The 25,546-nt window shown below is 61.1% G+C and carries 21 protein-coding genes; 8 read left to right on the forward strand and 13 right to left on the reverse strand.

The annotated features are described in order from the left end of the window. Positions 1-194 precede the first annotated feature (194 nt). The gene (gene gyrA, locus AB4O12_RS13535; RefSeq protein WP_460062358.1) at positions 195-2,849 is read right to left on the reverse strand and encodes a DNA gyrase subunit A; all 2,655 of its coding nucleotides are present in this window, start codon (positions 2,847-2,849) and stop codon (positions 195-197) included. Positions 2,850-3,272: 423 nt separating this feature from the next. After that, positions 3,273-4,349, reverse strand: a complete 1,077-nt coding sequence (gene mtnA, locus AB4O12_RS13540; protein ID WP_016770927.1) for an S-methyl-5-thioribose-1-phosphate isomerase — start codon at positions 4,347-4,349, stop codon at positions 3,273-3,275. Positions 4,350-4,457: 108 nt separating this feature from the next. Here mtnA and AB4O12_RS13545 point away from each other — a divergent pair, with 108 nt between their 5' ends. From AB4O12_RS13545 to AB4O12_RS13560, 4 genes are all read left to right on the forward strand, one after another. Next, the gene (locus AB4O12_RS13545; RefSeq protein WP_406226930.1) at positions 4,458-5,792 is read left to right on the forward strand and encodes a TRZ/ATZ family hydrolase; all 1,335 of its coding nucleotides are present in this window, start codon (positions 4,458-4,460) and stop codon (positions 5,790-5,792) included. Between the two features lie 56 nt (positions 5,793-5,848). Then, positions 5,849-6,547 (forward strand): bifunctional 2-polyprenyl-6-hydroxyphenol methylase/3-demethylubiquinol 3-O-methyltransferase UbiG, encoded by a 699-nt coding sequence (gene ubiG / locus AB4O12_RS13550; protein WP_024013875.1) that lies wholly within the window; start codon positions 5,849-5,851, stop codon positions 6,545-6,547. 4 nt (positions 6,548-6,551) lie between these two features. Further along, positions 6,552-7,223, forward strand: a complete 672-nt coding sequence (mupP, locus tag AB4O12_RS13555; protein ID WP_041478269.1) for an N-acetylmuramic acid 6-phosphate phosphatase MupP — start codon at positions 6,552-6,554, stop codon at positions 7,221-7,223. A 182-nt stretch (positions 7,224-7,405) separates the two neighbouring features. After that, positions 7,406-8,146 carry a YciK family oxidoreductase gene (locus AB4O12_RS13560; RefSeq protein ID WP_024013876.1) on the forward strand — a complete coding sequence of 247 codons (741 nt, stop codon included), beginning with the start codon at positions 7,406-7,408 and terminating at the stop codon, positions 8,144-8,146. On the opposite strand, the gene AB4O12_RS13565 is transcribed toward AB4O12_RS13560, so the two are convergent. Further along, complete coding sequence (locus AB4O12_RS13565; RefSeq protein ID WP_406226931.1) at positions 8,133-8,351, reverse strand: hypothetical protein; 219 nt, start codon at positions 8,349-8,351, stop codon at positions 8,133-8,135. The genes AB4O12_RS13560 and AB4O12_RS13565 overlap by 14 nt on opposite strands. A gap of 157 nt (positions 8,352-8,508) precedes the next feature. On the opposite strand from AB4O12_RS13565, the gene AB4O12_RS13570 reads away from it, so the two are divergent. After that, positions 8,509-9,435 carry a GGDEF domain-containing protein gene (locus AB4O12_RS13570; protein ID WP_151552915.1) on the forward strand — a complete coding sequence of 309 codons (927 nt, stop codon included), beginning with the start codon at positions 8,509-8,511 and terminating at the stop codon, positions 9,433-9,435. A 102-nt stretch (positions 9,436-9,537) separates the two neighbouring features. Here AB4O12_RS13570 and AB4O12_RS13575 read toward each other — a convergent pair whose 3' ends face one another. From AB4O12_RS13575 to AB4O12_RS13605, 7 genes are all read right to left on the reverse strand, one after another. Next, complete coding sequence (locus tag AB4O12_RS13575) at positions 9,538-10,299, reverse strand: TenA family transcriptional regulator (protein ID WP_166554491.1); 762 nt, start codon at positions 10,297-10,299, stop codon at positions 9,538-9,540. A gap of 79 nt (positions 10,300-10,378) precedes the next feature. Then, positions 10,379-12,838 (reverse strand): EAL domain-containing protein, encoded by a 2,460-nt coding sequence (locus tag AB4O12_RS13580; protein ID WP_460058740.1) that lies wholly within the window; start codon positions 12,836-12,838, stop codon positions 10,379-10,381. 137 nt (positions 12,839-12,975) lie between these two features. Then, positions 12,976-14,793, reverse strand: coding sequence for an ABC transporter ATP-binding protein (locus tag AB4O12_RS13585; RefSeq protein WP_110646023.1), 1,818 nt, complete (start codon positions 14,791-14,793; stop codon positions 12,976-12,978). Next, a complete protein-coding gene (locus tag AB4O12_RS13590) occupies positions 14,786-15,388 on the reverse strand; it encodes a DsbA family protein (RefSeq protein ID WP_178372427.1) in 603 nt (200 codons plus the stop codon). The genes AB4O12_RS13585 and AB4O12_RS13590 overlap by 8 nt, the downstream gene beginning before the upstream one ends. Before the next feature lie 35 nt (positions 15,389-15,423). Next, positions 15,424-16,365 (reverse strand): oxygen-dependent tRNA uridine(34) hydroxylase TrhO, encoded by a 942-nt coding sequence (gene trhO, locus AB4O12_RS13595; protein ID WP_041478261.1) that lies wholly within the window; start codon positions 16,363-16,365, stop codon positions 15,424-15,426. A gap of 152 nt (positions 16,366-16,517) precedes the next feature. Further along, positions 16,518-16,817, reverse strand: coding sequence for a BolA family protein (locus AB4O12_RS13600; protein WP_016770935.1), 300 nt, complete (start codon positions 16,815-16,817; stop codon positions 16,518-16,520). 12 nt (positions 16,818-16,829) lie between these two features. Further along, positions 16,830-17,345, reverse strand: coding sequence for a DUF2059 domain-containing protein (locus AB4O12_RS13605; RefSeq protein WP_016770936.1), 516 nt, complete (start codon positions 17,343-17,345; stop codon positions 16,830-16,832). 191 nt (positions 17,346-17,536) lie between these two features. On the opposite strand from AB4O12_RS13605, the gene AB4O12_RS13610 reads away from it, so the two are divergent. Next, a complete protein-coding gene (locus AB4O12_RS13610; protein ID WP_016770937.1) occupies positions 17,537-18,931 on the forward strand; it encodes a class II fumarate hydratase in 1,395 nt (464 codons plus the stop codon). 108 nt (positions 18,932-19,039) lie between these two features. Here AB4O12_RS13610 and AB4O12_RS13615 read toward each other — a convergent pair whose 3' ends face one another. Then, complete coding sequence (locus AB4O12_RS13615; protein ID WP_460058744.1) at positions 19,040-19,999, reverse strand: DMT family transporter; 960 nt, start codon at positions 19,997-19,999, stop codon at positions 19,040-19,042. Between the two features lie 210 nt (positions 20,000-20,209). Between AB4O12_RS13615 and AB4O12_RS13620 the strand changes: the two genes are divergently transcribed. Then, complete coding sequence (locus AB4O12_RS13620; RefSeq protein ID WP_150637689.1) at positions 20,210-20,401, forward strand: DUF6316 family protein; 192 nt, start codon at positions 20,210-20,212, stop codon at positions 20,399-20,401. Positions 20,402-20,450: 49 nt separating this feature from the next. On the opposite strand, the gene AB4O12_RS13625 is transcribed toward AB4O12_RS13620, so the two are convergent. Next, the gene (locus AB4O12_RS13625; protein ID WP_434766334.1) at positions 20,451-21,635 is read right to left on the reverse strand and encodes a thiolase family protein; all 1,185 of its coding nucleotides are present in this window, start codon (positions 21,633-21,635) and stop codon (positions 20,451-20,453) included. A 103-nt stretch (positions 21,636-21,738) separates the two neighbouring features. Then, a complete protein-coding gene (gene pap / locus AB4O12_RS13630; protein ID WP_041478254.1) occupies positions 21,739-23,253 on the reverse strand; it encodes a polyphosphate:AMP phosphotransferase in 1,515 nt (504 codons plus the stop codon). Positions 23,254-23,566: 313 nt separating this feature from the next. Between pap and mnmC the strand changes: the two genes are divergently transcribed. Continuing rightward, on the forward strand, positions 23,567-25,546 hold the full coding sequence (gene mnmC / locus AB4O12_RS13635) for a bifunctional tRNA (5-methylaminomethyl-2-thiouridine)(34)-methyltransferase MnmD/FAD-dependent 5-carboxymethylaminomethyl-2-thiouridine(34) oxidoreductase MnmC (RefSeq protein WP_460058747.1): 1,980 nt from the start codon (positions 23,567-23,569) through the stop codon (positions 25,544-25,546).

Below are 25,546 nucleotides of genomic sequence, written 5' to 3' on the forward strand. Positions count from 1 at the left end.
AATCACACTACCGATCAACATGGCCCTGTGGGAGCGAGCCTGCTCGCGAATGCATCACCGCGGTGCTTCAGAGGTACCGCAGCGCCTGCTTTCGCGAGCAGGCTCGCTCCCACAGGGGATCTCCATTATGTCGAAAATTCATACCGGACAAATAACAAGGGGGCGAATTCTCATCCGCCCCCTCGTTTGTCCGCTTATTCCTGCGGTTCTTCGTCTGCTGCGGCGTCGAGTTGCTGGTCGTCTGCGGCCTCGTCGATACCGACGGTGCCTGCGATTTCCTCGCCCTCTTCACCTTCGAGCTCTTCGCCCTCGATTTCCGAAGGCTCCTGAACCCGCTCCAGGCCGACCAGGGTTTCATCCTTGGCCAGCTTGATCAGCGTCACGCCCTGAGTATTACGTCCGAGGCTCGACACTTCGTCGACACGGGTACGCACCAGGGTGCCCTGATCGGAGATCAGCATGATTTCTTCGCCGTCGAGCACCTGTACCGCGCCGACCAGACGGCCGTTACGCTCGTTGCTGACCATGGCGATCACGCCCTGACCGCCACGCTTGTACTCAGGGAACTCGGTGATCGCGGTGCGCTTGCCATAACCACGCTCGGAAGCGGTGAGGATCTGGCTGCCTTCTTCCGGGATCAGCATGGAAATCAGCTTCTGCCCTTCCGGCAGACGCATCCCGCGCACGCCGCGAGCGGTACGGCCCATGGCACGCACGTCGGACTCTTTGAAACGGGTGACCTTGCCGCCGTCGGAGAACAGCATCACTTCGCGCTCGCCATCGGTGATGGCCGCAGAGATCAGCACGTCGCCCTCGTCCAGCTCCAGCGCGATCAGACCGACGCTGCGCTGGCGGCTGAAGGATTCCAGCGGGGTCTTCTTCACGGTGCCGTTGGCGGTGGCCATGAAGATGTAGTGACCTTCGGTGTATTCCTCGACCGGCAGCATGGTGGTGATGTATTCACCATCATCCAGCGGCAGCAGGTTGACCAGCGGACGACCACGGGCCGCGCGGGATGCTTCCGGAATTTCGTAGGTCTTGAGCCAGTACACCTTGCCCTTGCTGGAGAACAGCAGCAGCGTGGTGTGGCTGTTGGCAACCAGCAGGTGAGCGATGTAGTCCTCGTCCTTGACGCCGGTAGCCGATTTGCCTTTGCCGCCACGACGCTGAGCCTGGTAAGCAGCCAGCGGCTGGGTCTTGGCGTAGCCACCGTGGGAGATGGTCACGACGCGTTCTTCTTCCGGGATCATGTCACCCAGGGTCAGGTCGAGACGGGCATCGAGAATTTCGGTGCGGCGCACATCGCCGTATTCGGCGCGGATCACTTCCAGCTCTTCGCGGATCACTTCCATGAGGCGCACGGCGCTGTTGAGGATGCGGATCAGCTCGCCGATCTGGTTGAGAATCTCTTGATACTCGGCCAGCAGCTTCTCGTGCTCCAGACCGGTCAGACGGTGCAGGCGCAGTTCGAGAATGGCTTGCGCCTGTTCTGGCGAGAGGAAGTACTTGCCTTCACGCAGACCGTATTGCGGATCGAGGTTTTCCGGACGGCACGAATCGGCACCGGCACGCTCAACCATCGCCACCACAGCCGAGGATTCCCAAGGCGTGCTGATCAGCGCTTCCTTGGCTTCCGACGGCGTTGGCGAAGCCTTGATCAGGGCGATCACCGGGTCGATGTTCGACAGGGCAACGGCCCGGCCTTCGAGAATGTGCCCACGCTCGCGCGCCTTGCGCAGTTCGAACACGGTACGACGGGTAACCACTTCGCGACGGTGACGGACGAAGGCTTCCAGCAGATCCTTGAGGTTGAGGATGCGTGGGCGGCCGTCGATCAGCGCGACGATGTTGATACCGAACACCGATTGCAGCTGGGTCTGGGCGTAGAGGTTGTTGAGGATCACCTCCGGCACTTCGCCGCGACGCAGTTCGATCACGACGCGCATACCGTCCTTGTCGGACTCGTCGCGCAGCTCGGTGATGCCTTCGAGCTTCTTCTCTTTGACCAGCTCGGCGATCTTCTCGATCAGACGCGCCTTGTTCAGCTGGTAAGGCAGCTCGGTGATGACGATCTGCTGACGGCCACCGACCTTGTCGATGTCTTCGATGATCGAGCGGGCACGCATGTAAATGCGCCCGCGACCAGTGCGGTAGGCTTCGATGATGCCGGCGCGACCGTTGATGATCGCAGCCGTCGGGAAGTCCGGACCGGGAATGTATTGCATCAGCTCATCGACGGTCAGCTCGGGGTTGTCGATGAGGGCCAGGCAACCGTCGATGACTTCACCGAGGTTGTGCGGCGGAATGTTGGTCGCCATGCCCACAGCGATACCGCTGGAACCGTTGACCAGCAGGTTCGGTACGCGGGTCGGCATGACTGCCGGGATCAGTTCGGTGCCGTCGTAGTTCGGCACCCAGTCCACGGTCTCCTTGTGCAGGTCAGCCAGCAGCTCGTGCGCCAGCTTGGTCATGCGCACTTCGGTGTATCGCATGGCCGCAGCGTTATCGCCGTCGACCGAACCGAAGTTGCCCTGGCCGTCGACCAGCAGGTAGCGCAGGGAGAAAGGCTGGGCCATGCGAACGATGGTGTCGTACACGGCAGTGTCACCGTGCGGGTGATACTTACCGATCACGTCGCCGACGACACGGGCAGATTTCTTGTACGGCTTGTTGTAGTCGTTGCCCAGCTCGCTCATCGCGAACAGTACGCGACGGTGCACGGGCTTGAGGCCATCGCGCGCATCCGGCAGTGCACGGCCGACGATCACGCTCATTGCGTAGTCGAGGTAGGACTGTTTCAGCTCGTCTTCGATATTGACCGGGAGGATTTCTTTGGCCAGTTCGCCCATGAGAAGCCTGATTCCTTTTTCTGGTGAAACTTCGTCATATCCATGTGGGAGCAACGAAGCTCGTCGGGGCCGGCCGAGTGCCATGCGCCGACTTACGACAAATCAACATTGGATCGCGGATTTGCGCAGTAAAGACAGCTCCGTGGAGCCGCCTCGGAAAACGCCGGATGTTATCACAAAGGCCGCCACGCACCTATCCCCCAGATGCGCATGGAGCATAGTTAGTTGACCGATGACAGGCTTGAGGGGGACGAGAGAGGCTCAGAGCTTGGTTGAATGTGAAATCGGGGTCTGAATTAGCGATGTTTATTGACATTACCGACCTCTTCGCGAGCAGGCTCGCTCCCACACAGGCCAGTGGCGTTCACAAAACCTGTGGGAGCGAGCCTGCTCGCGAATGGCTCAACACAACACCAAAGCCTGTCAATGCAGGCGCTTGCGACACATCAGCTGGGCCATTTTCGCGGTGTCCGGGCGTTCGACGATGCCTTTCTCGGTGACGATCGCGTCAATCAGATCCGCCGGAGTGACATCAAACACCGGGTTGAACGCTTCAACATCGGCACCGACGCGTTTACCGCCAACTTCAAGCAGCTCGGCGCCATCACGCTCTTCGATCGGAATGTCATCGCCGCTGGCCAGATTCATGTCGATGGTCGAACTTGGCGCCACGACCATGAAGCGCACGCCGTGGTGCATGGCGTTGACTGCCAGTTGGTAGGTACCGATCTTGTTCGCCACGTCGCCATTGGCGGTGATGCGGTCAGCGCCGACGATCACCCAGGTCACGCCTTTGGTTTTCATGATGTGCGCGGCGGCGGAGTCGGCATTCAGGGTCACCGGGATGCCTTCGTTGGCCAGTTCCCACGCGGTCAGCCGCGAGCCCTGCAGCCACGGCCGGGTCTCGTCGGCATAGACGCGTTCGACCATGCCTTCTATATAAGCCGCGCGGATCACTCCCAGCGCAGTTCCGAACCCACCGGTGGCCAGCGCGCCGGTGTTGCAGTGGGTCAGGATGGCTTGAGCGTTGCCCTGATGCTTGCGAATCAGATCGACGCCAAGCTGCGCCATGGTCAGGTTGGCCTCGCGGTCGCTTTCATGAATGGCGATAGCTTCGGCTTCCAGCGCCGCCAGCGGATCGGCGTTGCTTTTCAGCCGATCCAGGCGATCGTGCATGCGACCCAGCGCCCAGAACAGATTGACCGCGGTCGGACGCGAATCGGCCAGCAGAGCGAAATCCTCTTCCAGCGCCGCGTACCAGTCGCCGCCCTCGGCAATCCGCGCCCGCGCCGCGAGGACGATGCCATAGGCCGCACTGATGCCAATAGCCGGCGCGCCACGCACGACCATCGAGCGAATCGCCTCGGCCACGCCGGCGGCGCTGGTGTAGGCGATCCAGGTTTCCTCGAACGGCAAAATACGCTGATCCAGCAGGTGCAGCGCGCCATCACGCCAATCGATGGCCTTCACTTTCTCCGCAGCCAACAGTCGATCGCGCATCCCACACCCCGCACTCATGAACAAAAGCCGCCGATTATAGCGATCCCCCCGCGAAGACGCTCGGGTATACTTCGCCATCCTTTACAAAAGCACTGGAACCGACCCTCGATGCCGAAACCTGCCATTGCGCTCGACCTGTTATTGCTGCCGACCTGGCTGGTCCCCGTCGAACCTGCAGGCGTGGTGCTCAAGGAGCACGGCCTGGGCATCCGTGACGGTTGCATCGTGTTTATCGGCCCGCGCGCCGAAGCGTTGAAGTGTAACGCGACAGAAATCCGTGAACTGCCGGATGTTCTGTTGGCGCCGGGACTGATCAATGCCCACGGCCACGCGGCGATGACACTGTTCCGTGGCCTGGCTGACGATCTGCCGCTGATGACCTGGCTGGAAAACCACATCTGGCCGGCCGAAGGCAAATGGGTCGATGAGGACTTCGTCCGCGACGGCACCGATCTGGCCATCGCCGAGCAGATCAAGGGCGGCATCAGCTGCTTCTCTGACATGTATTTCTTCCCGAAGGTCGCCAGCGAGCGCGTACACAACAGCGGTATCCGCGCGCAGATCGCCATTCCGATCCTCGATTTCCCGATCCCCGGCGCCAGCAGTGCCGACGAAGCCATTCGTCAGGGCGTCGAATTGTTCGGGGATCTCAAGCATCACGAACGCATCAAGATTACTTTCGGCCCTCACGCACCCTACACGGTTGGTGATGAGAACCTGGAGAAAATCAGGGTGATCGCCGAGGAGCTTGACGCCTCGATCCACATGCATGTGCATGAAACCGCATTCGAAGTGCAGCAGGCCGTCGAGCAGACCGGCGAACGGCCACTGGCGCGCCTGGGTCGCCTTGGCCTGCTCGGCCCGCGCTTCCAGGCGGTGCACATGACCCAGATCAGCGATGAAGACCTCGCGCTGCTGGTAGAAAGCAACAGCAGCGTGATCCACTGCCCGGAATCCAACCTCAAACTGGCCAGCGGCTTCTGCCCGGTCGAACGTTTGTGGCAGGCTGGGGTGAACGTTGCCGTCGGCACCGATGGCGCGGCGAGCAACAATGATCTGGACCTGCTCGGCGAAACCCGCACCGCCGCCCTGCTGGCCAAAGCCGTGGCCGGTTCTGCCACGGCGCTGGACGCTCATCGCGCCTTGCGCATGGCCACTCTCAATGGCGCCCGTGCGCTGGGGATCGAGGCGCAGGTCGGCTCGCTGGAAATCGGCAAAGCCGCAGACATCGTCGCTTTCGACCTGTCCGGCCTGGCGCAGCAACCGGTGTATGACCCGGTGTCGCAGCTGATCTATGCGACCGGGCGTGATTGCGTGAAGCACCTGTGGGTTGCCGGCAAGCAACTGCTCGACGACCGGCGCCTGACCCGCATGGACGAACAACAGCTGGGCGAGACCGCCCGCCACTGGGGCCAGCGCATCAGCGGCCACACCGAATCGTAAACACCGCGGCGCAATATCCGCGGCTACAGCCTTTTTCAAGTTTTAGAGGATTTAACATGAGCAACGTCGACCACGCCGAAATCGCCAAATTCGAGGCCCTTGCCCATCGCTGGTGGGACCGTGAAAGCGAATTCAAGCCGCTGCACGACATCAACCCGCTGCGGGTCAACTGGATCGACGAACGAGTCAATCTGGCCGGCAAGAAAGTCCTCGACGTCGGTTGCGGCGGCGGCATCCTCAGCGAAGCCATGGCTCAGCGCGGCGCCACCGTGATGGGCATCGACATGGGCGAAGCGCCGCTGGCGGTCGCACAACTGCATCAGCTGGAATCCGGGGTCAGCGTCGAATACCGGCAGATCACCGCCGAAGCCCTCGCCGACGAAATGCCCGAGCAGTTTGATGTGGTCACCTGCCTGGAAATGCTCGAGCACGTGCCGGATCCATCGTCGGTGATCCGCGCCTGTTTCCGCATGGTCAAGCCGGGCGGCCAGGTGTTCTTCTCGACCATCAACCGCAACCCGAAGGCGTATCTGTTCGCGATCATCGGCGCCGAATACATCATGAAGCTGCTGCCGCGCGGCACCCACGACTTCAAGAAATTCATCCGCCCCTCCGAGCTCGGCGCGTGGAGCCGCATGGCTGGCCTGACCGTCAAGGACATCATCGGCCTGACCTACAACCCGCTGACCAAGCACTACAAGCTGGCCAACGACGTTGACGTCAACTACATGATCCAGACCCTGCGCGAGGAATAAGCCGATGGCCATCAGAGCGGTACTTTTCGACATGGACGGCACCCTGCTCGACACCGCGCCGGACTTCATCGCCATCTGCCAGGCGATGCGCGCCGATCGCGGTCTGCCGCCGATCAACGACAAGCATATCCGCGACGAAATTTCCGGCGGCGCCAAGGCCATGGTCGCGGTGACGTTCTCGATGGATCCGGAATCGCCGGGCTTTGAGGAGCTGCGTCTGGAGTTTCTCGAGCGCTATCTGGTCGGCTGCGCAGTGCACAGCAAGCTGTTCGACGGCATGGGCGAACTGCTCGCTGACATCGAAAAGGCCAACCTGATCTGGGGCGTGGTCACCAACAAACCGTTGCGTTTCGCCGAGCCGATCATGCAGCGTCTGGGGCTGGCCGAGCGTTCAGCGCTGCTGATCTGCCCGGATCATGTGAAGAACAGCAAGCCGGATCCGGAGCCGCTGATCCTCGCCTGCAAGATGCTTGATCTGGATCCGTCGACCGTGCTGTTTATCGGCGATGATCTGCGCGATATCGAATCGGGCCGCGATGCCGGGACCAAGACCGCTGCGGTGACTTACGGCTACATCCACCCGGACGACAACCCACGGCACTGGGGCGCGGACGTTGTGGTAGATCACCCGCTGGAGTTGCGCAAGGTGCTCGATAGCGCGCTGTGCAGTTGCTGACCTGACTGTTGCAAATTCCCTGTGTGGCGAGGGGATTTATCCCCGCCGGGCTGCGAAGCGGCCCCCGCTTTTATCCAGGCGATGTGACACACAGGTTTTGCGACGGCTTCGCCGCCGAACGGGGATAAATCCCCTCGCCACTGGGTGAAGCAGGTCTTCATGAAATGGACTATGAGGTTTTTATGTTTGATTACACCGCTCGCCCTGAATTGCTCAAGGATCGGGTCATTCTGGTCACCGGTGCCGGCCGTGGCATTGGTGCGGCTGCGGCGAAAACCTATGCCGCCCACGGTGCCACCGTGCTGCTGCTGGGCAAGACCGAAGCCAATCTGACGGAGGTCTACGACGAAATCGAGGCTGCCGGTCATCCGCAACCAGCGGTGATCCCGTTCAACCTCGAGACCGCCCTGCCCCATCAGTACGATGAGCTGGCGGCGATGATCGAAACCGAGTTCGGCCACCTCGACGGCCTGCTGCACAACGCTTCGATCATCGGCCCGCGCACGCCGATCGAGCAACTGTCCGGCGAAAACTTCATGCGTGTCATGCAGGTCAACGTCAACGCGATGTTCATGTTGACCAGCACCCTGCTGCCGTTGCTCAAGCTGTCCCAGGATGCTTCGGTGGTGTTCACCTCCAGCAGCGTCGGGCGCAAGGGTCGCGCATACTGGGGCGCTTACGGTGTGTCGAAATTTGCCACCGAGGGCCTGATGCAAACCCTGGCCGATGAAGTGGAAGGCGTTGCGCCGGTACGCTCCAACAGCATCAACCCGGGCGGCACGCGCACCAGCATGCGCGCGCAGGCGTATCCGGGGGAAAATCCGCTGAACAACCCGACACCGGAAGAGATCATGCCGGTCTATCTGTACCTGATGGGCCCCGACAGCGCAGGCGTTAATGGCCAGGCGTTCAACGCCCAATAACGCCATACGTCGCATTTGTTGCCGCGGCAGAATGCTGTCGCGGCAAGCCATTGCCGCTCATAACCGTCACAAAGCCGCCAATAACCCAGCGCGGCTGCTTGGCATTCTCCAGCAAGTCATTGATTCGAAAAGCTTTAAATAAAATCGAACCGAATGGCACGCCTTTCGCTCTAAATTCCCTCAAAACATGCCGTGTGATGGCCATGGGGCAAACGCCGATTTCGATAGCTGACTGATCGTCTTGCGGCAGACTAAACTTACGCCAAACGTCCTACGGGACTGATGGATCAGTACGACGCGCAGCCCATAGCCGCTCTCACCCAGCCTGTAAGACAGACTTACTGCTTAGGGGCTCACGCCATATGAAATCTCCTTCCCAGACCCATGCAATTGACTTCGACAGTGCCAAATTGCAGCGCCTGGGCTTCGGTCAACTACCGGCGCTGATCGAGCGCCCGACCAGCCTGGCGCAACTGCGTCAGCAAATGAGCCTGCAACTGCAAACCAGCCTTGAGCCACAGCGCATCCTTGGCCTGTTCTTTCGCGAAATTCAACGCCTGGTGCCGCTGGACGCGCTCAGCTATGTGCATCAGGCCAGTGACTTGCGCCTGGAGTTCGGCACACGCGGCCACCACTCGGTCAGCTACATCCTGAGCCACGAAGGCGAGCACATGGGCGAACTGGTCTTCCGCCGCAATCAGCGTTTCAACGACAAGGAACAGGGCGACCTCGAGTCGTTACTGTCCTGCCTGCTGTACCCGATGCGCAACGCCCTGCTCTATCGCGCCGCGACCCAGAGTGCCTTGCGCGACCCGTTGACCGGTGCTGGCAACCGGGTAGCCATGGAGCAGACCTTGCAGCGCGAGATCGACATGTCGCGCCGTCATGCGCAACCGCTGTCGGTGCTGATGCTCGACATCGACCACTTCAAACGGGTCAATGATGACCACGGGCATGGCGCCGGTGATGACGTGCTCAGAGCCATTGCCGCGTCGATCAAGGCGCAACTGCGCAACGTCGACATGGTGTTCCGTTATGGCGGCGAAGAGTTTCTGATCCTGCTGTCCAACACCGGTCGCGAAGCGGCGGCGATGGTTGGCGAGCGTTTGCGCCAGGCGACGCAGTCAGAGGAATATTTTGCCGATGGCCAGTTGATCGAGATCACCGTGAGCCTGGGATGCTCGACGTTGTTGCCGGGCGAGTCGGCAGACAGCTTGCTGCGCCGGGCCGACAGTGCGTTATATGTCGCAAAGCGCGAGGGGCGGAACCGGCTGGCGATGGCCGGCTAAAAATCATTGTGGGAGCGAGCCTGCTCGCGAAGAGGGAGTGTCAGACAACGATTCGTTGCATGACCCACCGCTTTCGCGAGCAGGCTCGCTCCCACAGTTCGATCAGCTTTCGGTTACGGTCCGGCGCTCGCGGTTGACCAGCAAGCGTTCCGAAGTTTCAAGCTGCATGCACCGCTCCAGGAACAGGTACATGTAGTCATAACTCTTGCAGATCGCCTGCCGCAATTCCGCCTGCAAAGCCTTGCTCGGGTTCATGCCGGCCAGGGTGCAGATGATTTCCAGCGCTTCCCACGGATGGGCATCGTCGTACTGGGCATGCATCTTCAACCACTTCATCGCGCGCTTGCGATCTTCTTCCGGAAACGCCGCCGCGTAGACCCCGGTCGAGCAGACCACCGCTGACCACTCCCCGGTCGCCCCTTCGATCGCATAGTTGGTCGCGGCAATCGCCACGATCAGCGAATCCGCCGAGCTGGTGTGCCAGCACCAGTGACTCAGAGCATGCAGCTCCGGCGGCACTTGCTGGGCCTGGAGATCTTCGAGACTGACGCCATGGGCGCGACTCCAGTGCATCCAGTAGTCGGCGTGATTGAGTTCGACGCGGATGTTGCGCATCAGCCAGCGCCGCGCCATGTCTTCGCCGGGATGGCGGGCAAAGCGGGTCTTGGTCAGGTTCTGCGCCATGTACAAGGCAAACTGCTCGACCACCGGCCAGCCACCGATCAGGTACTGGCGCATGGTTTTCGCGCTGAGTCTGTTGTCACGCATGCGCTGATAAAGTTCATGTTCGACAACCCGGCGCTTGCTCTCGCTGCAATCCTTGATGAGCTGTTGCGCCCAGGCAGGATAACTTGCAGCTTCCATGAGGGGTCCGGTTCGGTTGAATGTGTCGATCACTGTTCGGCTCCTTTTGAGTTGTGATGGCAAGGATCGGCGAGAGACTTCAACGGAACGTGCCAGGCGCTTTGAACAACAACGGCTGCGGTCTGGCAGGACGACTTTGCAAACTGTCACAGGTAAACAACTGCGGACGCTCGATGACATACCCCTGAGCGTAATCCACACCTATTTCAAGCAACGCCTGTTCGATCTGGTTAGTTTCAACAAACTCGGCAATTGTCTGCTTACCCATAACATGACCGATGTGATTGATCACTTCGACCATTGCCCGATTAATCGGGTCGTCCAGCATATCCTTTACGAAACTCCCGTCGATCTTCAGGAAGTCTACAGGCAAATGTTTCAAGTAAGCGAATGAAGACATTCCGGCACAAAAGTCATCCAGAGAAAAGTGACAACCTAAGCCTTTGAGTTCATTGATAAAACGAATTGCACTGCCAAGATTTGCAATTGCACTGGTTTCGGTAATTTCAAAACAAATCATTTCAGGCGGTATAGCGTAGTTAACAAACTGTTCCCGCAGGAAGTGCAAAAACGCGTCATCTCCTATAGTAATGCCTGACAGATTAATCGCACACATTGCCAAAGGAAGTTCATGTTCCTGTTCAATACACTGGGCAATAACCTTGAAAACGTTTTGAACTACCCAGCGATCTAACTGGGTCATCAAACCATAACGCTCCGCCGCCGGAATAAAGCTGTCAGGCAAAATCATTCGCCCGGATTCATCATGCAGGCGCAGGAGAATTTCGATGTGTCCGGCCTGGCCGGGTTGCGGCTTGAGCGGCGCGATCTGCTGGGCATAAAGGCAAAAGCGGTTTTCTTCGAGCGCCATGTGCAGCCTTTGCACCCAAGCCATTTCACCGAAGCGCATGGACAGTTCGGAGTCGTCCGCATGATAGACCTGCACGCGGTTGCGGCCCTTTTCCTTGGCCATGTAGCAAGCCATGTCCGCCGCACGCAGGGAGGCTTCGAGAGTGGTCGGATTCTGCGCGACATGCACCAGGCCAATACTGACGGTGGTCAGGAACGGCCGTCCTTTCCAGACAAAATGCAGATTCTGCACGGTCTGACGCAGGCTTTCGGCAATCTTCTCCGCGATGTCCGGCGGGCAGTTCTCGAGCAAAATCCCGAATTCGTCGCCGCCCAGTCGCGCCAGGGTGTCGCCCTCGCGCAGGTCTGATTGCAGCAGCGTGCAGATATGCCGCAGCAACTCATCGCCCGCCGCATGACCACAGGTGTCGTTGACCAGTTTGAACTGGTCCAGATCGAGGAACATCAGGGCATGCCGGCCGGGCTGGCGCGTCAGGTTGTGCAAGGCCTGTTCGAGGCGATATTCGAATTCGCGGCGGTTCGCCAGACCGGTCAGCGCATCGTGGGTCGCCTGCCAGGACAGGTTGGCGATGTATTGCCGCTCCTGAGTCATGTCGTGCAGCACCAGCACTGTGCCGCTGACGTTGCCGGCATTGCGGATCGGCGCTCCGACCAGGGTCACCGACAGGGTGCTACCGTCCAGACGCTGGATCAGCTTGGAATGTTCGCTGCCGCCGCTGAGCTGGCCACTGAGAATGTGCTCGATCAACGTCAGCCCTTCGGTCTGAGCGTTATCGTCAAGCAGGTTGAACAGCGCCGACAACGGCAGCCCCGCCGCCTGCTCGGCCTTCCAGTGCGTCATGGCCTCGGCGGCGGGGTTCATGTAATCGATCGCGCCGTTGACGTCGGTGGTGATCACGCCATCGCCAATCGATTGCAAGGTGATGTGCGCGCGATCCTTTTCCAGTTGCAGCGCCTGGGCAAATTCATGCCGTTGCCTGAGCAGTTTGTGCGTGCGCCACAGCGCCAGCGCGATCAGACCCAGCGCGGTGGCCAGGTTGGTGAACAACAGCAGGCGCATGATCACCCGCGAGCCTTCGCCCAAGGCATCGCTGAAAGCCCCGGCCGCTGGGGTGACTGCATCGTTGATGGCGAAGATCTGTAACTTCCAGCGCTGCACATCGCCCGGGCTGGCCTGGTTCTGCGCAATGCCCTGATGCATCTCCTGCGCGACTTCGTGCAATCGGTCGAGATAGGCATCGCCAATCGTCCAGCGATCGATCGCGGTTTCCAGATAACTGTAGTGGCGAAAATTGAGGTACAGCCAGATGACGCTGGAGACATCGTCCGGATGATTACCGCCCTTGAGAATGCCTTCGCGCGCCGCTTGCAGATCAGGCGGCTGACGATCCAGTGCCAGGCGCAATTGGTGCCCGCCCTGGGGCACGGCAATCGCCGTCAGGTATTTGCGGTAGATCGCCTCGTCGCGGCTGTCGGCGTAGAGGTTGAGGTAATAGATGGCGTCTTTCTGGCCCTTGGACCACAGGCTTTCGCCAGCGACGTAGCCTCGCACGGCCGAAAGCACGTAAAGGCTCACGCCCCCCAGTAATGCCTGGAACACCACGACAGCAATAAAGGGCCAGACGATACCCAACAACCGTGGTGTTCCCAGAGTCTGCTTTTGCTTCATGAGATTCCTTGCATGAGCACTGCCCGCTCGCCTTCCGGGCGAATTCGCTATGACGAGACTAGGTGGGGTTCTCGTTCAAGGCAAGGCGCGGCGTTACACCGCGCGCAGAACCTCTGACAGGTCGGCAAGGGTTTCGATCAGTGCTGTTGCAAGTTGCCGTAGAGCTTGGCGTACAGACCGCCGTCGGCGATCAGTTGGCGATGGTCGCCGTCCTCGGCGATCTGCCCGCCGTCGAACACCAGTACGCGGTCGGCCTGCTTCACCGCCGACAGGCGATGGGCAATGATCAGCGTGGTGCGGCCATGGAGAAACTTCGCCATCGCCTGGTGCAGGTTGTACTCGGTGGCAGCGTCGAGGGCCGAGGTGGCTTCGTCAAGAATCACCACTTTCGGCTCGGCGAGAATCATCCGTGCAATCGCCAGACGCTGGCGCTGGCCGCCGGACAAGCGCACGCCGGAACGACCGACGATGCTGTCGAGGCCAGCGGGCAGCGCGCGGATGGTTGCGGCCATTTGCGCGATTTCCAGCGCCTGCCAGCAGGCTTCGTCGCTGCGCATGCGGCCCATGGTCAGGTTGGCGCGCACGCTGTCGTTGAACAGCGCCGGATGCTGCAGCACCACCGCGACGTTCTCGCGCACCGTCTCCAGACCGATCTCCTGCTGGGTCGACCCGCCAAAGCGGATGGTCCCGGCCGCTGGCGTGTACAGGCCCAGCAGCAACTGCACCAAGGTACTTTTGCCGCCGCCGCTCGCCCCGACAATCGCGACTTTTTCGCCGGGCAGGATCGACAGGTTCATCTGATCCAGAACCAGCTCGTCGCCGTAACCGAAGCTCAGGCCTTGCACCTCGATGCCGACGGTGTCGCGCCCCTTGAACGGATCGACGCCGCCGGGATACTGCGGCTCGTCGGCACGCGCCAGCAGTTCATTGATCCGCGTCAGCGCACCGCCCGCTGCGTAGTAGGCGTATTGCAGATTGAGCAGTTGTTCGACCGGGCCGATCATGAACCACAGGTAGCTGAACACCGCGAGCATCTGCCCGATCGAAAGATCGGAAAACAGTACGGTGAGCATCGCCGCCGCGCGGAAGATGTCGATGCCGAACTGGAACAGCAAACCACTGGCGCGGTTCGAGGCGTCGGTTTTCCACTGCGAGTTGACTGCGTAGTTGCGTACTTCCTGCGCGCGCACACCGAGGCGCCCGAGGAAATAGCCCTGACGATTGCCCGCGCGCACTTCCTGAATCGCATCGAGGGTTTCGCTCAGGGCCTGGGTGAAACGCGAGGTGCTGTCGTTTTCCAGCTTCTTCAGATGCTTGACGCGTTTGCCCAACTGCACCGTGGCATAGATCACCAACGGGTTGAACAGCAGAATCAGCAGCGCCAGCTTCCAGTGCATCCACATGAGGATGCTGGCGGTGCCGACCAGGGTCAGCATGGCGACGAGGAAGCGGCTGAGGGTTTCGCCGACGAATTTGTCGAGGGTATCCAGATCGGTGACCAAATGCGTGGTTACTGTGCCGCTGCCGAGGCTTTCGTATTCGCCGAGGGAAATGCGCTTGAGCCGCTCGATCAGGCGTACGCGAATGCGGTAGACGATGTCCTTGGCCAGGCGCGCGAACAGCCGCGATTGCAACACGCCAAAACACAGGGCGCTGCAACGCAAGGTCAGGGTCACCACCAACATCAGGCCGATATAACCCGCCGCCTGCTGCCACATGCTCGGCAGAAAATGATTCATGACTTTCAGTGCGGCATCGCCGTGGCCGAGCAGCACTTCGTCGACCAGCAACGGCAGCAGCAACGGGATCGGCACGCTGCACAGCGTCGCCAGCACGGCCACGCCGTTGGCGATCCACAGGGATTTCTTGTGATGCAGTGCCAGACGCCGGACTTCAGCCCAGCTCAGCCGGTCGACACGCTCTACGGCTGGCGTGTCATCGGCGCGGTCAGACACAGGCCGCGCGCTCCAGCCAGCGGCCGAGCAACGGCGACAGCTCGCTGAGCGGTTGATAGCCGTTGGTCAGCAGCGCCAGTTGCCCGTTGCGCTCGGCCAGCAGGGTCGGAAAACCGGCGATGCCCAAGTCCTGCACCCAGGTGAAGTCGGCTTGGGTCGCCCTGTGCTGATCGGCATGATCGAACAACGCCGCGAATTCGATACGCGGCACACCGGCCTGCTCCGCCAACTCGACCAGCACGCTGGCCTGGGTGACATCGCGACCTTCGGCGTAAAACGCCTGCTGGATCAGCCCGACCAATGTCCACGCGCAATCCGGCGCCAGACTGCGCGCGGTGACAATGGCGCGACAGGCAGGCTCGGTGTCGTAGACAAAACCGTCAGGCAACGCGCCGTCGAACTTGAACGGCTGGCCGGTGGCCTCGGTGACCGCTTGCCAGTGCTCGAGAATGTAGCGCCGCGTGGTCGGCTCCAGCGCCGAACCGCTGCCGGTGCGCAGACCGCCGACCACCAGATGCAGCTCGACCCCGGCTGCCTGCGCCTGCTCGACCAGTGCCTTGGCCACCGGAGCAAACCCCCAGCACCATGAACACATCGGATCCATCACATAGAGCAGGCGCGCAGACATGATTAAGCCTCGGAAGATGCTTGCTTATAGTTGTAGCCGATCGGGTGCGGCTGATTGCGTGCCTTGGCCAGTTCGATCTGCTTTTGCCGATCGATGGCGCTGCGCCGGGTTTTCTCGCTGAGCTTGTCCCAGCAATGCGGGCAACTGATGCCGGCGACGTAGTGCTCGGAGGCGCGATCTTCAACGCTGACCGGCGTGCGGCAGGCATGACATTGATCGTAGTCGCCTTCCGTCAGGTCGTGACGCACGGTGACGCGGTTGTCGAAGACGAAGCAGTCGCCGCGCCATTTGGTTTCTTCCTGCGGCACCTCTTCGAGGTACTTCAGGATGCCGCCCTTGAGGTGGTAGACCTCTTCGAAGCCTTCGCCGAGCATGTAGCTCGAGGCTTTCTCGCAGCGAATGCCGCCGGTGCAGAACATCGCGACCTTCTTGTGCACGGCCGGGTCGAAGTGTTCTTTGATGTAGTCGGGAAACTCGCGAAAACTGGTGGTTTTCGGATCGATGGCGCCTTCGAAGGTACCGATCGACACTTCGTAGTCGTTGCGCGTGTCGATCAGCAGCACTTCCGGGTCGCTGATCAGCGCGTTCCAGTCTTGCGGCTCGACGTAAGTGCCGACCTTTTTGTTCGGGTCAACGCCTTCGACACCGAGGGTGACGATCTCTTTCTTCAGCTTGACCTTGGTGCGATAGAACGGCTGTTCGTCGCAGTACGATTCCTTGTGGTCAATGTCGACCATGCGTGGATCGTTCTTGAGCCAGGCGAGCAGGCCGTCAATGCCTTCGCGGCTGCCGGAAACCGTGCCGTTGATGCCTTCTTCGGCGATCAGCAGAGTGCCTTTGATGCCGTTGTCGACCATCGCTTGCAGCAGTGGCTCGCGCAGGTCAACGTAATCTTCGAGGGTGACGAACTTGTACAGTGCCGCCACGACAATCGGTTGTGTCATGGGTATTTCTCCAGGTGGCTACCCTCGCAAAGGGTGAACCGGATTCAATAAAAAACGCGCCGGCTAAGCGGCGCGTTGCGGATTCTAGCAAAAAACACCACCGCCTGCGGCTGTGCCCTGTAGGAGCTGCCGAAGGCTGCGATCTTTTGATCTTAATGTTTGCTACCGCCGGCACAGGTCGGCGACGCCGGAGCGCCGTCGATCTCTGCCCATTCCTGCGGGGTGTAGGTGTGCAGCGCCAACGCATGGAACTCGCCCATCAGCTCGCCGAGCGTGCCGTAGACTTTCTGGTGGCGCTTGACCCGGTTCAGGCCTTCGAACTGCGCGCTGACCACCACCGCCTTGTAGTGGGTCTGTGACCCGCGACTGTGCATGTGGCTTTCGTCCAGCACTTGCAGGTGCTCAGGCTGTAACAGAGCCAGCGTCGATTCGATGCGTTGTTGCATGGTCATCACGAACTCCGCTTACTTCTTCTTGGCTGGCGCCGCGGCCGGGGTCAGCTCTTTGGTCATGTCATCGAGCAGCTTGTTGACCACTGGCACCGCGCTTTCCAGTTTGCCCTGGGTCATCTGCGCCGACTGCTGGGTCAGCTGCGGCATTTTTTCCAGGACTTTCTTGCCCAGTGGCGACTGGTAGAAGGCAACCAGATCTTTCAGCTCGGATTCGCTGAAGTTGCTGGTGTAGAGCTTGACCATGTCGGGCTTGAGCTTGTTCCAGCCGATGGCCTGGTCCAGCGCGGCGTTGGCCTTGGCCTGGTAGGTTTCGAGCACGGCTTTCTTCGACTCAGGGGCTTTGGTCTGTTCAAAGCGCTGGGCGAACATTTGCTGCACTTGCATGTACACCGGGGTACCCAGCTTGTCAGCGTGAGCCAGCGTCAGGAAAGCTTCGGCACTGGCGTTGTGGCTGGCGGTATCGGCAAGCACCTGGCCGCTGGCGCAAACCAGTGCAACCGCGGTACAGATGGCGCGAAGACGAGTCATCGAGTTTCCTTTAAGCAAAGCGAGGTCGAACCCCAAGGGCGACCATTCTGCGCCTAACAATCGCTATGGCTCAACCCCCGGCCCTTGCCGCGCTTGATTGGCGGGGTTTTGCGGTCAACAATCGAGCCGATGGAACCACCCGGGCCGATGCCGGCCTAAATTGCGCCAACAGACCAACAGGAGTGTGCACGATGAGCCGTATCGAAACCGACAGCCTGGGCCAGATCGAGGTCCCGGACGACGCTTACTGGGGTGCTCAGACGCAACGCTCGCTGATCAACTTCGCAATCGGTCAGGAACGCATGCCGCTACCGGTGCTGCACGCCTTGGCGCTGATCAAGAAAGCCGCCGCACGGGTCAACGACCGCAACGGCGACCTGCCCGCCGACATCGCTCGCCTGATCGAACAGGCCGCCGATGAAGTGCTCGCCGGCGAGCATGACGAGCAGTTCCCGCTGGTGGTCTGGCAGACCGGCAGCGGTACCCAGAGCAACATGAACGTCAACGAAGTGATCGCCGGTCGCGCCAACGAACTGGCCGGCAACCCGCGCGGCGGCAAGTCGCCGGTGCACCCGAACGATCACGTCAATCGCTCGCAAAGTTCCAACGACTGCTTCCCCACCGCCATGAGCATCGCCACCGCCAAAGCGGTGCAGGAACAACTGCTGCCGGCGATTGCCGAGCTGTCCGGCGGCCTTGCCGAACTGGCGGCGCGGCACATGAAACTGGTGAAGACCGGGCGCACGCACATGATGGACGCGACGCCGATCACCTTCGGTCAGGAATTGTCCGGCTTCATCGCGCAACTGGATTACGCCGAGCGCGCCATCCGCGCCGCGCTGCCGGCGGTCTGCGAACTGGCGCAGGGCGGCACTGCGGTCGGCACCGGGCTGAATTCGCCGCACGGCTTCGGTGAGGCGATTGCCGCTGAACTCGCAGCACTGTCCGGTCTGCCGTTCGTCACCGCGCCGAACAAGTTCGCTGCACTGGCCGGTCATGAACCGCTGGTAACGCTTTCAGGTGCGCTGAAAACCCTCGCCGTGGCCTTGATGAAGATCGCCAACGACCTGCGTCTGCTGGGCTCAGGTCCTCGCGCAGGTTTTGCTGAAGTGAAGCTGCCGGCCAACGAACCGGGCAGTTCGATCATGCCCGGCAAGGTCAACCCGACCCAGTGCGAAGCGCTGTCGATGCTCGCCTGCCAGGTGCTCGGCAATGACGTGGCGATCGGTTTTGCCGCCAGTCAGGGGCACTTGCAGCTGAACGTGTTCAAACCGGTGATCATCCACAACCTGCTGCAATCGATCCGTTTGCTTGGTGATGGCTGCAGCAACTTCCAGCAGCACTGCATCGCCGGGCTCGAGCCGGATGCGGAGGTCATGGCCAAGCATCTGGAACGTGGGCTGATGCTGGTGACCGCGCTGAACCCGCACATCGGTTATGACAAGTCGGCGGAGATCGCCAAGAAGGCTTACAGCGAAGGGCTGACTTTGCGTGAGGCGGCGTTGCAGCTGGGTTATCTGACTGATGAAGAGTTCGATGCCTGGGTGCGCCCGGAGAACATGATCGAGGCTGGCGCCAAGGGCTGAGTCATGTAGCGCCTGAAAGTCCGTCTTCGCGAGCAGGCTCGCTCCCACAGGAAAATTGCATTGCAAAGTGGGAGCGAGCCTGCTCGCGAATTCAGGCGCCGCCGATCGTCAGCCAGGCACAACCCTGGCCCGCCGCGCCCTGAGCCCGGCAATCAACGATGGCCCCAACGCCACCAGCGCCGAACCCAGCACCACCAGCACCGCCCCGCCATAGCCCAGCGCATTGATCTGCTCGGCATGCACGTAGTCCGGCCAGATCCGCGCCGCAATCGCCACCGCAACAAATGTCACCAGCGGCGTGATCGCCAGCGTCGCACTGACTCGCGAGGCTTCCCAGTGCGCCAGCGCTTCGGCGAATGCGCCGTAGGCGATCAAGGTGTTCATGCAGCACGCCAGCAACAGCCAGCCCTGCAACGGGCTCAAGTTGAGCGCTTCAAGTGGATGTACCCACGGCGTCAGCAAGAGCCCGCAGAACAGGTAGATCACCATCATCACCTGCAACGAATTCCACACAGTCAGCAATTGCTTCTGGCCCAGCGCGTAGAAGGTCCAGACCGTCGACGCCAGCAGCACCAACAACACGCCGGCGGTGTAATCGGACAGCGAAGTCAGCAGTTCGGCCAGGCGCTGATTGAAGAACAGGCCGAAGCCGATCAACAGCACCAGCAAGCCGAGGCCCTGGCCGATGCTGAAGCGTTCCTTGAACACGAACAGACTGGCGATCAGCAGCATGATCGGACCCATTTGCACCACCAATTGCGCGGTGCCGGGGCTGAGCAGGTTGAGGCCCATCAGGTACAGCACGTAATTGCCGACCAGCCCCAGTACCGCCATCAGCACCAGCCAGCCGCCCTTCGGCCCGAGCACCTTGCGACTTGGCAGGCGCTTGACCGAAGCCAGATAAATGAAAAGGCAGCCGCCGGAAACCATCAGACGAAACCAGGTCACCGTGACCGGGTCCATCACCTGCAATACCTGTTTGAGCTTGATCGGCAGGATGCCCCACAGAAAAGCGGTCAGCAGCGCCAGGAACAGTCCGTACACCCAGCGCCCCGATGAAATGTGCATGCGAACCCCAGAAGCCTGCTGACAAGGACACTCATTCTAGGCGTCCAACTGCGCACAACACAGGGACAGTTGCCGGCAGGCCGCGAATGAAACTGTGCAGGTCGCAGCAGTAAACCGGCGCGCCGCCGTTGATCGGCCGGGCAGGCGCACCAAGTGCTTCAGGCATAAGCTGATTGCAGACTTTTCAGCGCATTAATCATGGAGACCGACATGTACGCCATGCGCGCCGAGGACAGCGCCCCCGCCACCCGTTTTCGCAGCGACCGCATATGTCGGGTCAATGGCGAGCTGTATTTCAGCACCCGGGAAAATACCCTTGAGGGGCCGTTTGACGGTCAGGTGATCGAGCGGGAGATTCAGGCTTATATAGCGCGGATGCAGCGGCGGGATTCCAGCCGCTGAACCGTGGCGCTGCCTGCTCGCGAAGGGGCCTGAACGGGCAACCAATCCTTTAGCGCACCGCCTCAAACAACCCGCTCGCTCCCATGCCGCCGCCCACGCACATGGTGACGATGCCGTAACGCAGGTTGCGCCGCTGCAATTCCCGGATCAGATGCCCTACCTGACGCGAGCCGGTCATGCCGAACGGGTGGCCGATGGAAATCGAGCCGCCATTGACGTTGTATTTGTCGTTGTCGATCTCCAGCCGGTCGCGGCTGTACAGGCACTGCGAAGCGAACGCCTCGTTCAATTCCCACAGATCGATATCCGCTACCTGCAAGCCCTTGGCCTTGAGCAGTTTTGGCACCGAGAACACCGGGCCGATGCCCATTTCGTCCGGCTCGCAACCGGCGACGGTAAAGCCACGGAAAAACGCTTTCGGTTTGAGCCCCAGCTCCAGCGCTTTTTCCAGACTCATCACCAGTGTCATCGACGCACCGTCGGACAGCTGCGAGGAATTGCCCGCCGTCACCGAACCGTCGTCGGCGAACACCGGTTTCAGTCCGGCAAGGCTTTCGTAGGTGGTGTCCGGGCGGTTGCAGTCGTCGCGCTCGACGACGCCGTCGACAATCTGCACTTCACCGCTGTTCTTGTCCTCGACGCGGTATTTCACCGCCATCGGCACGATTTCATCGTCGAACAGACCGGCAGCCTGGGCCTGAGCGGTACGGATCTGGCTTTGCAGCGCATAGCGATCCTGCGCCTCACGACTGACACCATAACGTCGTGCCACCACTTCGGCGGTCTGGCCCATGGTGTAGTAGATGCCGGGAGTCTGTTGCTTGAGCAGCGGGTTGATCAGGTGATCGGTGTTGACGCTCTTCAGGGTCAGGCTGATCGACTCGACGCCGCCGGCGACGATGATGTCGCTGCAACCGGAGGCGATCTGGTTGGCGGCAATCGCGATCGCCTGCAAACCCGACGAGCAGAAACGGTTGAGGGTCATGCCGGCAGTGCCGGTGCCCAGGCGCGACAGTACCGCGACGTTGCGGCCGATGTTGTAGCCCTGCGCGCCCTCGTTGGAGCCGGCGCCGACGATGCAGTCCTCGACGCTGGCCGGGTCGATATCGTTGCGGGTCAGCAGCGCATTGACGCAGTGGGCCGCCATGTCATCGGGGCGGGTCTGGTTGAACTTGCCGCGAAAGGATTTGGCCAGGCCGGTCCGCACGCTGTCGACGATCACCACTTCACGCATGGCATACCTCATTGTTGTTGTCGGTTGAGAGTGGACCTGAGCATAAGTCCACCTTCTTGCCGACCGCGAGGATCATTCACCCGGCGTATGCGCGGCCATCGCTTCAGTCCTTGTGCTTTTTGGCCTTCTTGTCGGATTTCTCGAACGCGTCTTCCAGCGCGCGGTTGATCGTGCGCAATACTTTCACCCGTGCCCAGCGTTTATCGTTGGCCTCGACCAGCGTCCACGGCGCGATCTCTGTGCTGGTGCGATCGACCATGTCGCCGACCGCCCGGCGATAGTCGTCCCACTTTTCCCGATTGCGCCAGTCGTCCTCGGTGATCTTGAAACGCTTGAAGGAAATCTCCTCGCGCTCCTGAAAGCGCTCCATCTGCGTGTCCTTGTCGATCGCCAGCCAGAACTTGACCACGATGACGCCGGCATCGGCCAGTTGCTCTTCGAAGTCATTGATTTCGCCGTAGGCGCGCAGCCAGTCGGCCGGGGTGCAGAAGCCCTCGATCCGCTCGACCAGCACCCGCCCGTACCACGAGCGGTCGAACACGGTGAATTTGCCCCGCGCCGGAAGGTGTCGCCAGAACCGCCACAGATACGGTTGTGCGCGCTCTTCTTCGGTCGGTGCGGCAATCGGGACGATGCTGTACTGACGCGGATCGAGCGCCGCTGCCACGCGGCGAATCGCCCCGCCCTTGCCCGCCGCGTCGTTACCCTCGAACACCGCGATCAGCGCATGGCGACGCATGCGTTTGTCGCGCATCAGCCCGGACAGGCGCGCCTGCTCGGTGATCAGTTGCTCTTCATAGTCTTTCTTGTCCAGACGCTGCGTCAGGTCGAGGCTGTCGAGCAGGTTCAACTGATCGACCGGCGTACCCAGCGGCGCGGCACTGACTTCGTGAGGATTGACGTCGGCACGCTTGAGCGCGTTTTGCAGACCTTCGAGGAGAATCTTGCCCACCGCCAGGCTGCGGTAATTGGCATCGACGCCTTCGATGACATGCCACGGCGCGTAATCGCGGCTGGTGCGGCGCAGCACCCGCTCGCCGTATTTGACGAATTTGTCGTAAGTCTGTGATTGCTGCCAGTCCAGCGGACTGATGCGCCAACTGTGCAACGGGTCGTCGGCCAGTGATTTGAGCCGCGCTTTCATCTGCTTCTTGGACAGGTGAAACCAGAACTTGAAGATCAACGCGCCTTCATCGCAGAGCATCTTTTCCAGACGCTCTGCGCCGGCGATGGCCTGGTCCAGACGCGGATCCTTGAACAGTCCGTGCACCCGGCCCTGGAGCATCTGGCTGTACCAGTTGCCGAAGAAAACACCCATCCGCCCCTTGGCCGGCAGCATCCGCCAGTAGCGCCAGGCCGGTGGCCGCGCGAGTTCTTCATCGGTCTGCTGGTCGAAGGTGCGCACTTCGATCAGGCGCGGGTCCATCCATTCATTGAGCAGTTTGACCGTCTCGCCCTTGCCCGCCCCTTCGATGCCGTTGATCAGGATGATGACCGGAAAGCGCTTCTGCTGCTGCAACTCGAACTGCGCTTCCAGCAAGGCTTCACGCAGCGCAGGGACGGCCGCCTCATAAGTGTCTTTGTCGATGGCGTGACCGATTTCAGCGGATTCAAACATGGGACGGCTCCTTCCAGGGTTCAGCAAGACTAGCGGATTGGGCACGGGCGCAGGGCAGAAATTCCCACGAACTCAGGACGGGATGAGAACTTTGTGGTGAGGGGATTTATCCCCGACCGGCTGCGCAGCAGTCGTAAACCCCGGAAGCACGGTTTAACTCGGGAAAACGGGGTGGTTGGTTCTGGGACTGCTTCGCAGTCCAGCGGGGATAAATCCCCTCGCCACAGGGTTCTTTTCACCGCGAGTCTTGTGCTGGATCGGTAGTATCGGCGCGATCGGCTAGAATGGCCGCCTTGTGTTTGCCGAGCCTGCCATGAAAGCCGAAATGCCCCACGCCCAACTCGACTGGGACGACCAGGGACGCCCACGTTCGCGGGTGTTCGATGACGTGTATTTTTCCGACCAGTCGGGGCTGGAGGAAACCCGTTACGTGTTTCTCGAACAGAACCGTCTGGCTGAGCGTTTCGCTGCGCTGCCGGCGGATGGACGTCTGGTCATTGGCGAAACCGGTTTCGGCACCGGGTTGAATTTTCTCTGCGCCTGGCAGTTGTTCGAACAGCACGCTGTTGCCGGCGCGCGCTTGCATTTTGTCAGCGTCGAGAAGTACCCGCTGGCGCCTGCGGATCTGCGCCGAGCCTTGGCACTGTGGCCAGAACTCATGCCGTTGGCGGATCAGTTGCTCAGGCATTACGTGGCGATTCATCAAGGCTTTCAACGCATCACTCTGGCCAACGGCCGCGTGACGCTGACCTTGCTGATCGGCGATGCGCTGGAGCAACTGCCGCAACTCGATGCACAGATCGACGCGTGGTTTCTCGACGGTTTCGCCCCGGCGAAAAATCCGGACATGTGGACTGCTGAACTGTTCGTCGAACTGGCGCGGCTGGCTGCGCCGGGCTCGACCATCAGCACTTTCACCAGCACCGGTTGGGTCCGCCGTCTGCTCAATGCTGCCGGGTTCAAGATGAAGCGCACGCCGGGCATCGGCCACAAATGGGAAATCCTGCGTGGCGAGTTTCTCGGCTGGCCCGCCGAGGTGGCGGCGCCGCTACCGGCGAAACCCTGGTTCGCCCGCCCTGCTCCGTTGCGCGGTGAACGCCGGGCGCTGGTGATCGGCGCCGGCCTGGCTGGCTGCGCGACAGCGTCGAGCCTGGCGGCGCGCGGCTGGCAGGTGAGTCTGCTCGAGCGTCACGCGGCGGTGGCGCAAGAAGCTTCGGGCAACCCGCAAGGTGTGCTCTATCTCAAGCTGTCCGCCCATGGCACGGCGTTGTCGCAGTTGATCGTCAGCGGCTTCGGTTACACCCGGCGCCTGCTGGAAAGCCTGCAACGCGGCAGCGACTGGGATGACTGCGGCGTGCTGCAACTGGCGTTCAACGCCAAGGAAGCCGAGCGCCACGCGCAACTGGCGGCGGCGTTTCCTGAAGATCTCTTGCAGTGGCTGGAACAGCCGCAAGCGCAGGATCGCGCCGGTGTCGGCGTGGCCCACGGCGGCTTGTTCTACCCCGAAGGCGGCTGGGTGCATCCGCCGGCGTTGTGTCAGGCCCAGGCGACCCACACCAACATTGAGTTGCTCAGCCATCACGAAGCTTTGGAACTGCGCAAAGTCGCAGACCTGTGGCAAGCCTTCGACGGCGAACGTTTGCTCGCCAGTGCGCCGGTGGTGATCCTGGCCGGTGCCGCCGAAATCAAACGTTTTGCCCAGAGTGCCGACCTACCGCTCAAGCGCATTCGCGGCCAAATCACGCGTCTGGCCGAGACTGCAGAAAGTCATGCGCTGGCTACGGTGGTGTGCGCCGAGGGCTACGTCGCCCCGGCGCGCCTGGGCGAGCACACGCTGGGTGCCAGTTTCGACTTCAACAATGACGATCTGACACCCACGACTGCCGAGCACCAAGGCAATCTGGCGATGCTCGAAGAAATTTCCAGCGACCTGCTGACACGCCTCAACATCAGCGAGCAGCCACTTGCGAACCTTGAGGGCCGGGCAGCTTTCCGCTGCACCAGCCCCGATTACCTGCCGATTGTCGGCCCGCTCGCTGATCTGCAAACCTTCAATCAGACCTACGCAGCGTTGAGCAAAGACGCCCGGCAAGTACCGGACCTCGCCTGCCCGTGGCTCGATGGTCTGTACGTCAACAGCGGCCACGGTTCTCGCGGGCTGATCACCGCGCCGCTGTCCGGCGAGCTGCTTGCCGCGTGGCTGGACAACGAGCCGCTGCCATTGCCACGCAGTGTGGCCGAAGCCTGCCATCCCAATCGTTTCGCCTTACGGCAGTTGATTCGCGGCAAGTGA

The sequence above is a fragment of the Pseudomonas sp. S2_A05 genome (assembly GCF_054668485.1).

What these genes read in the sequence shown, in the direction of transcription:
- gyrA (WP_460062358.1), bottom strand. Translation starts at nt 2,849, where the DNA reads ATGGGCGAACTGGCCAAAGAAATCCTCCCGGTCAATATCGAAGACGAG.
- mtnA (WP_016770927.1), bottom strand. Translation starts at nt 4,349, where the DNA reads ATGCGCGATCGACTGTTGGCTGCGGAGAAAGTGAAGGCCATCGATTGG.
- AB4O12_RS13545 (WP_406226930.1), top strand. Translation starts at nt 4,458, where the DNA reads ATGCCGAAACCTGCCATTGCGCTCGACCTGTTATTGCTGCCGACCTGG.
- ubiG (WP_024013875.1), top strand. Translation starts at nt 5,849, where the DNA reads ATGAGCAACGTCGACCACGCCGAAATCGCCAAATTCGAGGCCCTTGCC.
- mupP (WP_041478269.1), top strand. Translation starts at nt 6,552, where the DNA reads ATGGCCATCAGAGCGGTACTTTTCGACATGGACGGCACCCTGCTCGAC.
- AB4O12_RS13560 (WP_024013876.1), top strand. Translation starts at nt 7,406, where the DNA reads ATGTTTGATTACACCGCTCGCCCTGAATTGCTCAAGGATCGGGTCATT.
- AB4O12_RS13565 (WP_406226931.1), bottom strand. Translation starts at nt 8,351, where the DNA reads ATGGCCATCACACGGCATGTTTTGAGGGAATTTAGAGCGAAAGGCGTG.
- AB4O12_RS13570 (WP_151552915.1), top strand. Translation starts at nt 8,509, where the DNA reads ATGAAATCTCCTTCCCAGACCCATGCAATTGACTTCGACAGTGCCAAA.
- AB4O12_RS13575 (WP_166554491.1), bottom strand. Translation starts at nt 10,299, where the DNA reads ATGGAAGCTGCAAGTTATCCTGCCTGGGCGCAACAGCTCATCAAGGAT.
- AB4O12_RS13580 (WP_460058740.1), bottom strand. Translation starts at nt 12,838, where the DNA reads ATGAAGCAAAAGCAGACTCTGGGAACACCACGGTTGTTGGGTATCGTC.
- AB4O12_RS13590 (WP_178372427.1), bottom strand. Translation starts at nt 15,388, where the DNA reads ATGTGTTCATGGTGCTGGGGGTTTGCTCCGGTGGCCAAGGCACTGGTC.
- trhO (WP_041478261.1), bottom strand. Translation starts at nt 16,365, where the DNA reads ATGACACAACCGATTGTCGTGGCGGCACTGTACAAGTTCGTCACCCTC.
- AB4O12_RS13600 (WP_016770935.1), bottom strand. Translation starts at nt 16,817, where the DNA reads ATGACCATGCAACAACGCATCGAATCGACGCTGGCTCTGTTACAGCCT.
- AB4O12_RS13605 (WP_016770936.1), bottom strand. Translation starts at nt 17,345, where the DNA reads ATGACTCGTCTTCGCGCCATCTGTACCGCGGTTGCACTGGTTTGCGCC.
- AB4O12_RS13610 (WP_016770937.1), top strand. Translation starts at nt 17,537, where the DNA reads ATGAGCCGTATCGAAACCGACAGCCTGGGCCAGATCGAGGTCCCGGAC.
- AB4O12_RS13615 (WP_460058744.1), bottom strand. Translation starts at nt 19,999, where the DNA reads ATGCACATTTCATCGGGGCGCTGGGTGTACGGACTGTTCCTGGCGCTG.
- AB4O12_RS13620 (WP_150637689.1), top strand. Translation starts at nt 20,210, where the DNA reads ATGTACGCCATGCGCGCCGAGGACAGCGCCCCCGCCACCCGTTTTCGC.
- AB4O12_RS13625 (WP_434766334.1), bottom strand. Translation starts at nt 21,635, where the DNA reads ATGCGTGAAGTGGTGATCGTCGACAGCGTGCGGACCGGCCTGGCCAAA.
- pap (WP_041478254.1), bottom strand. Translation starts at nt 23,253, where the DNA reads ATGTTTGAATCCGCTGAAATCGGTCACGCCATCGACAAAGACACTTAT.
- mnmC (WP_460058747.1), top strand. Translation starts at nt 23,567, where the DNA reads ATGAAAGCCGAAATGCCCCACGCCCAACTCGACTGGGACGACCAGGGA.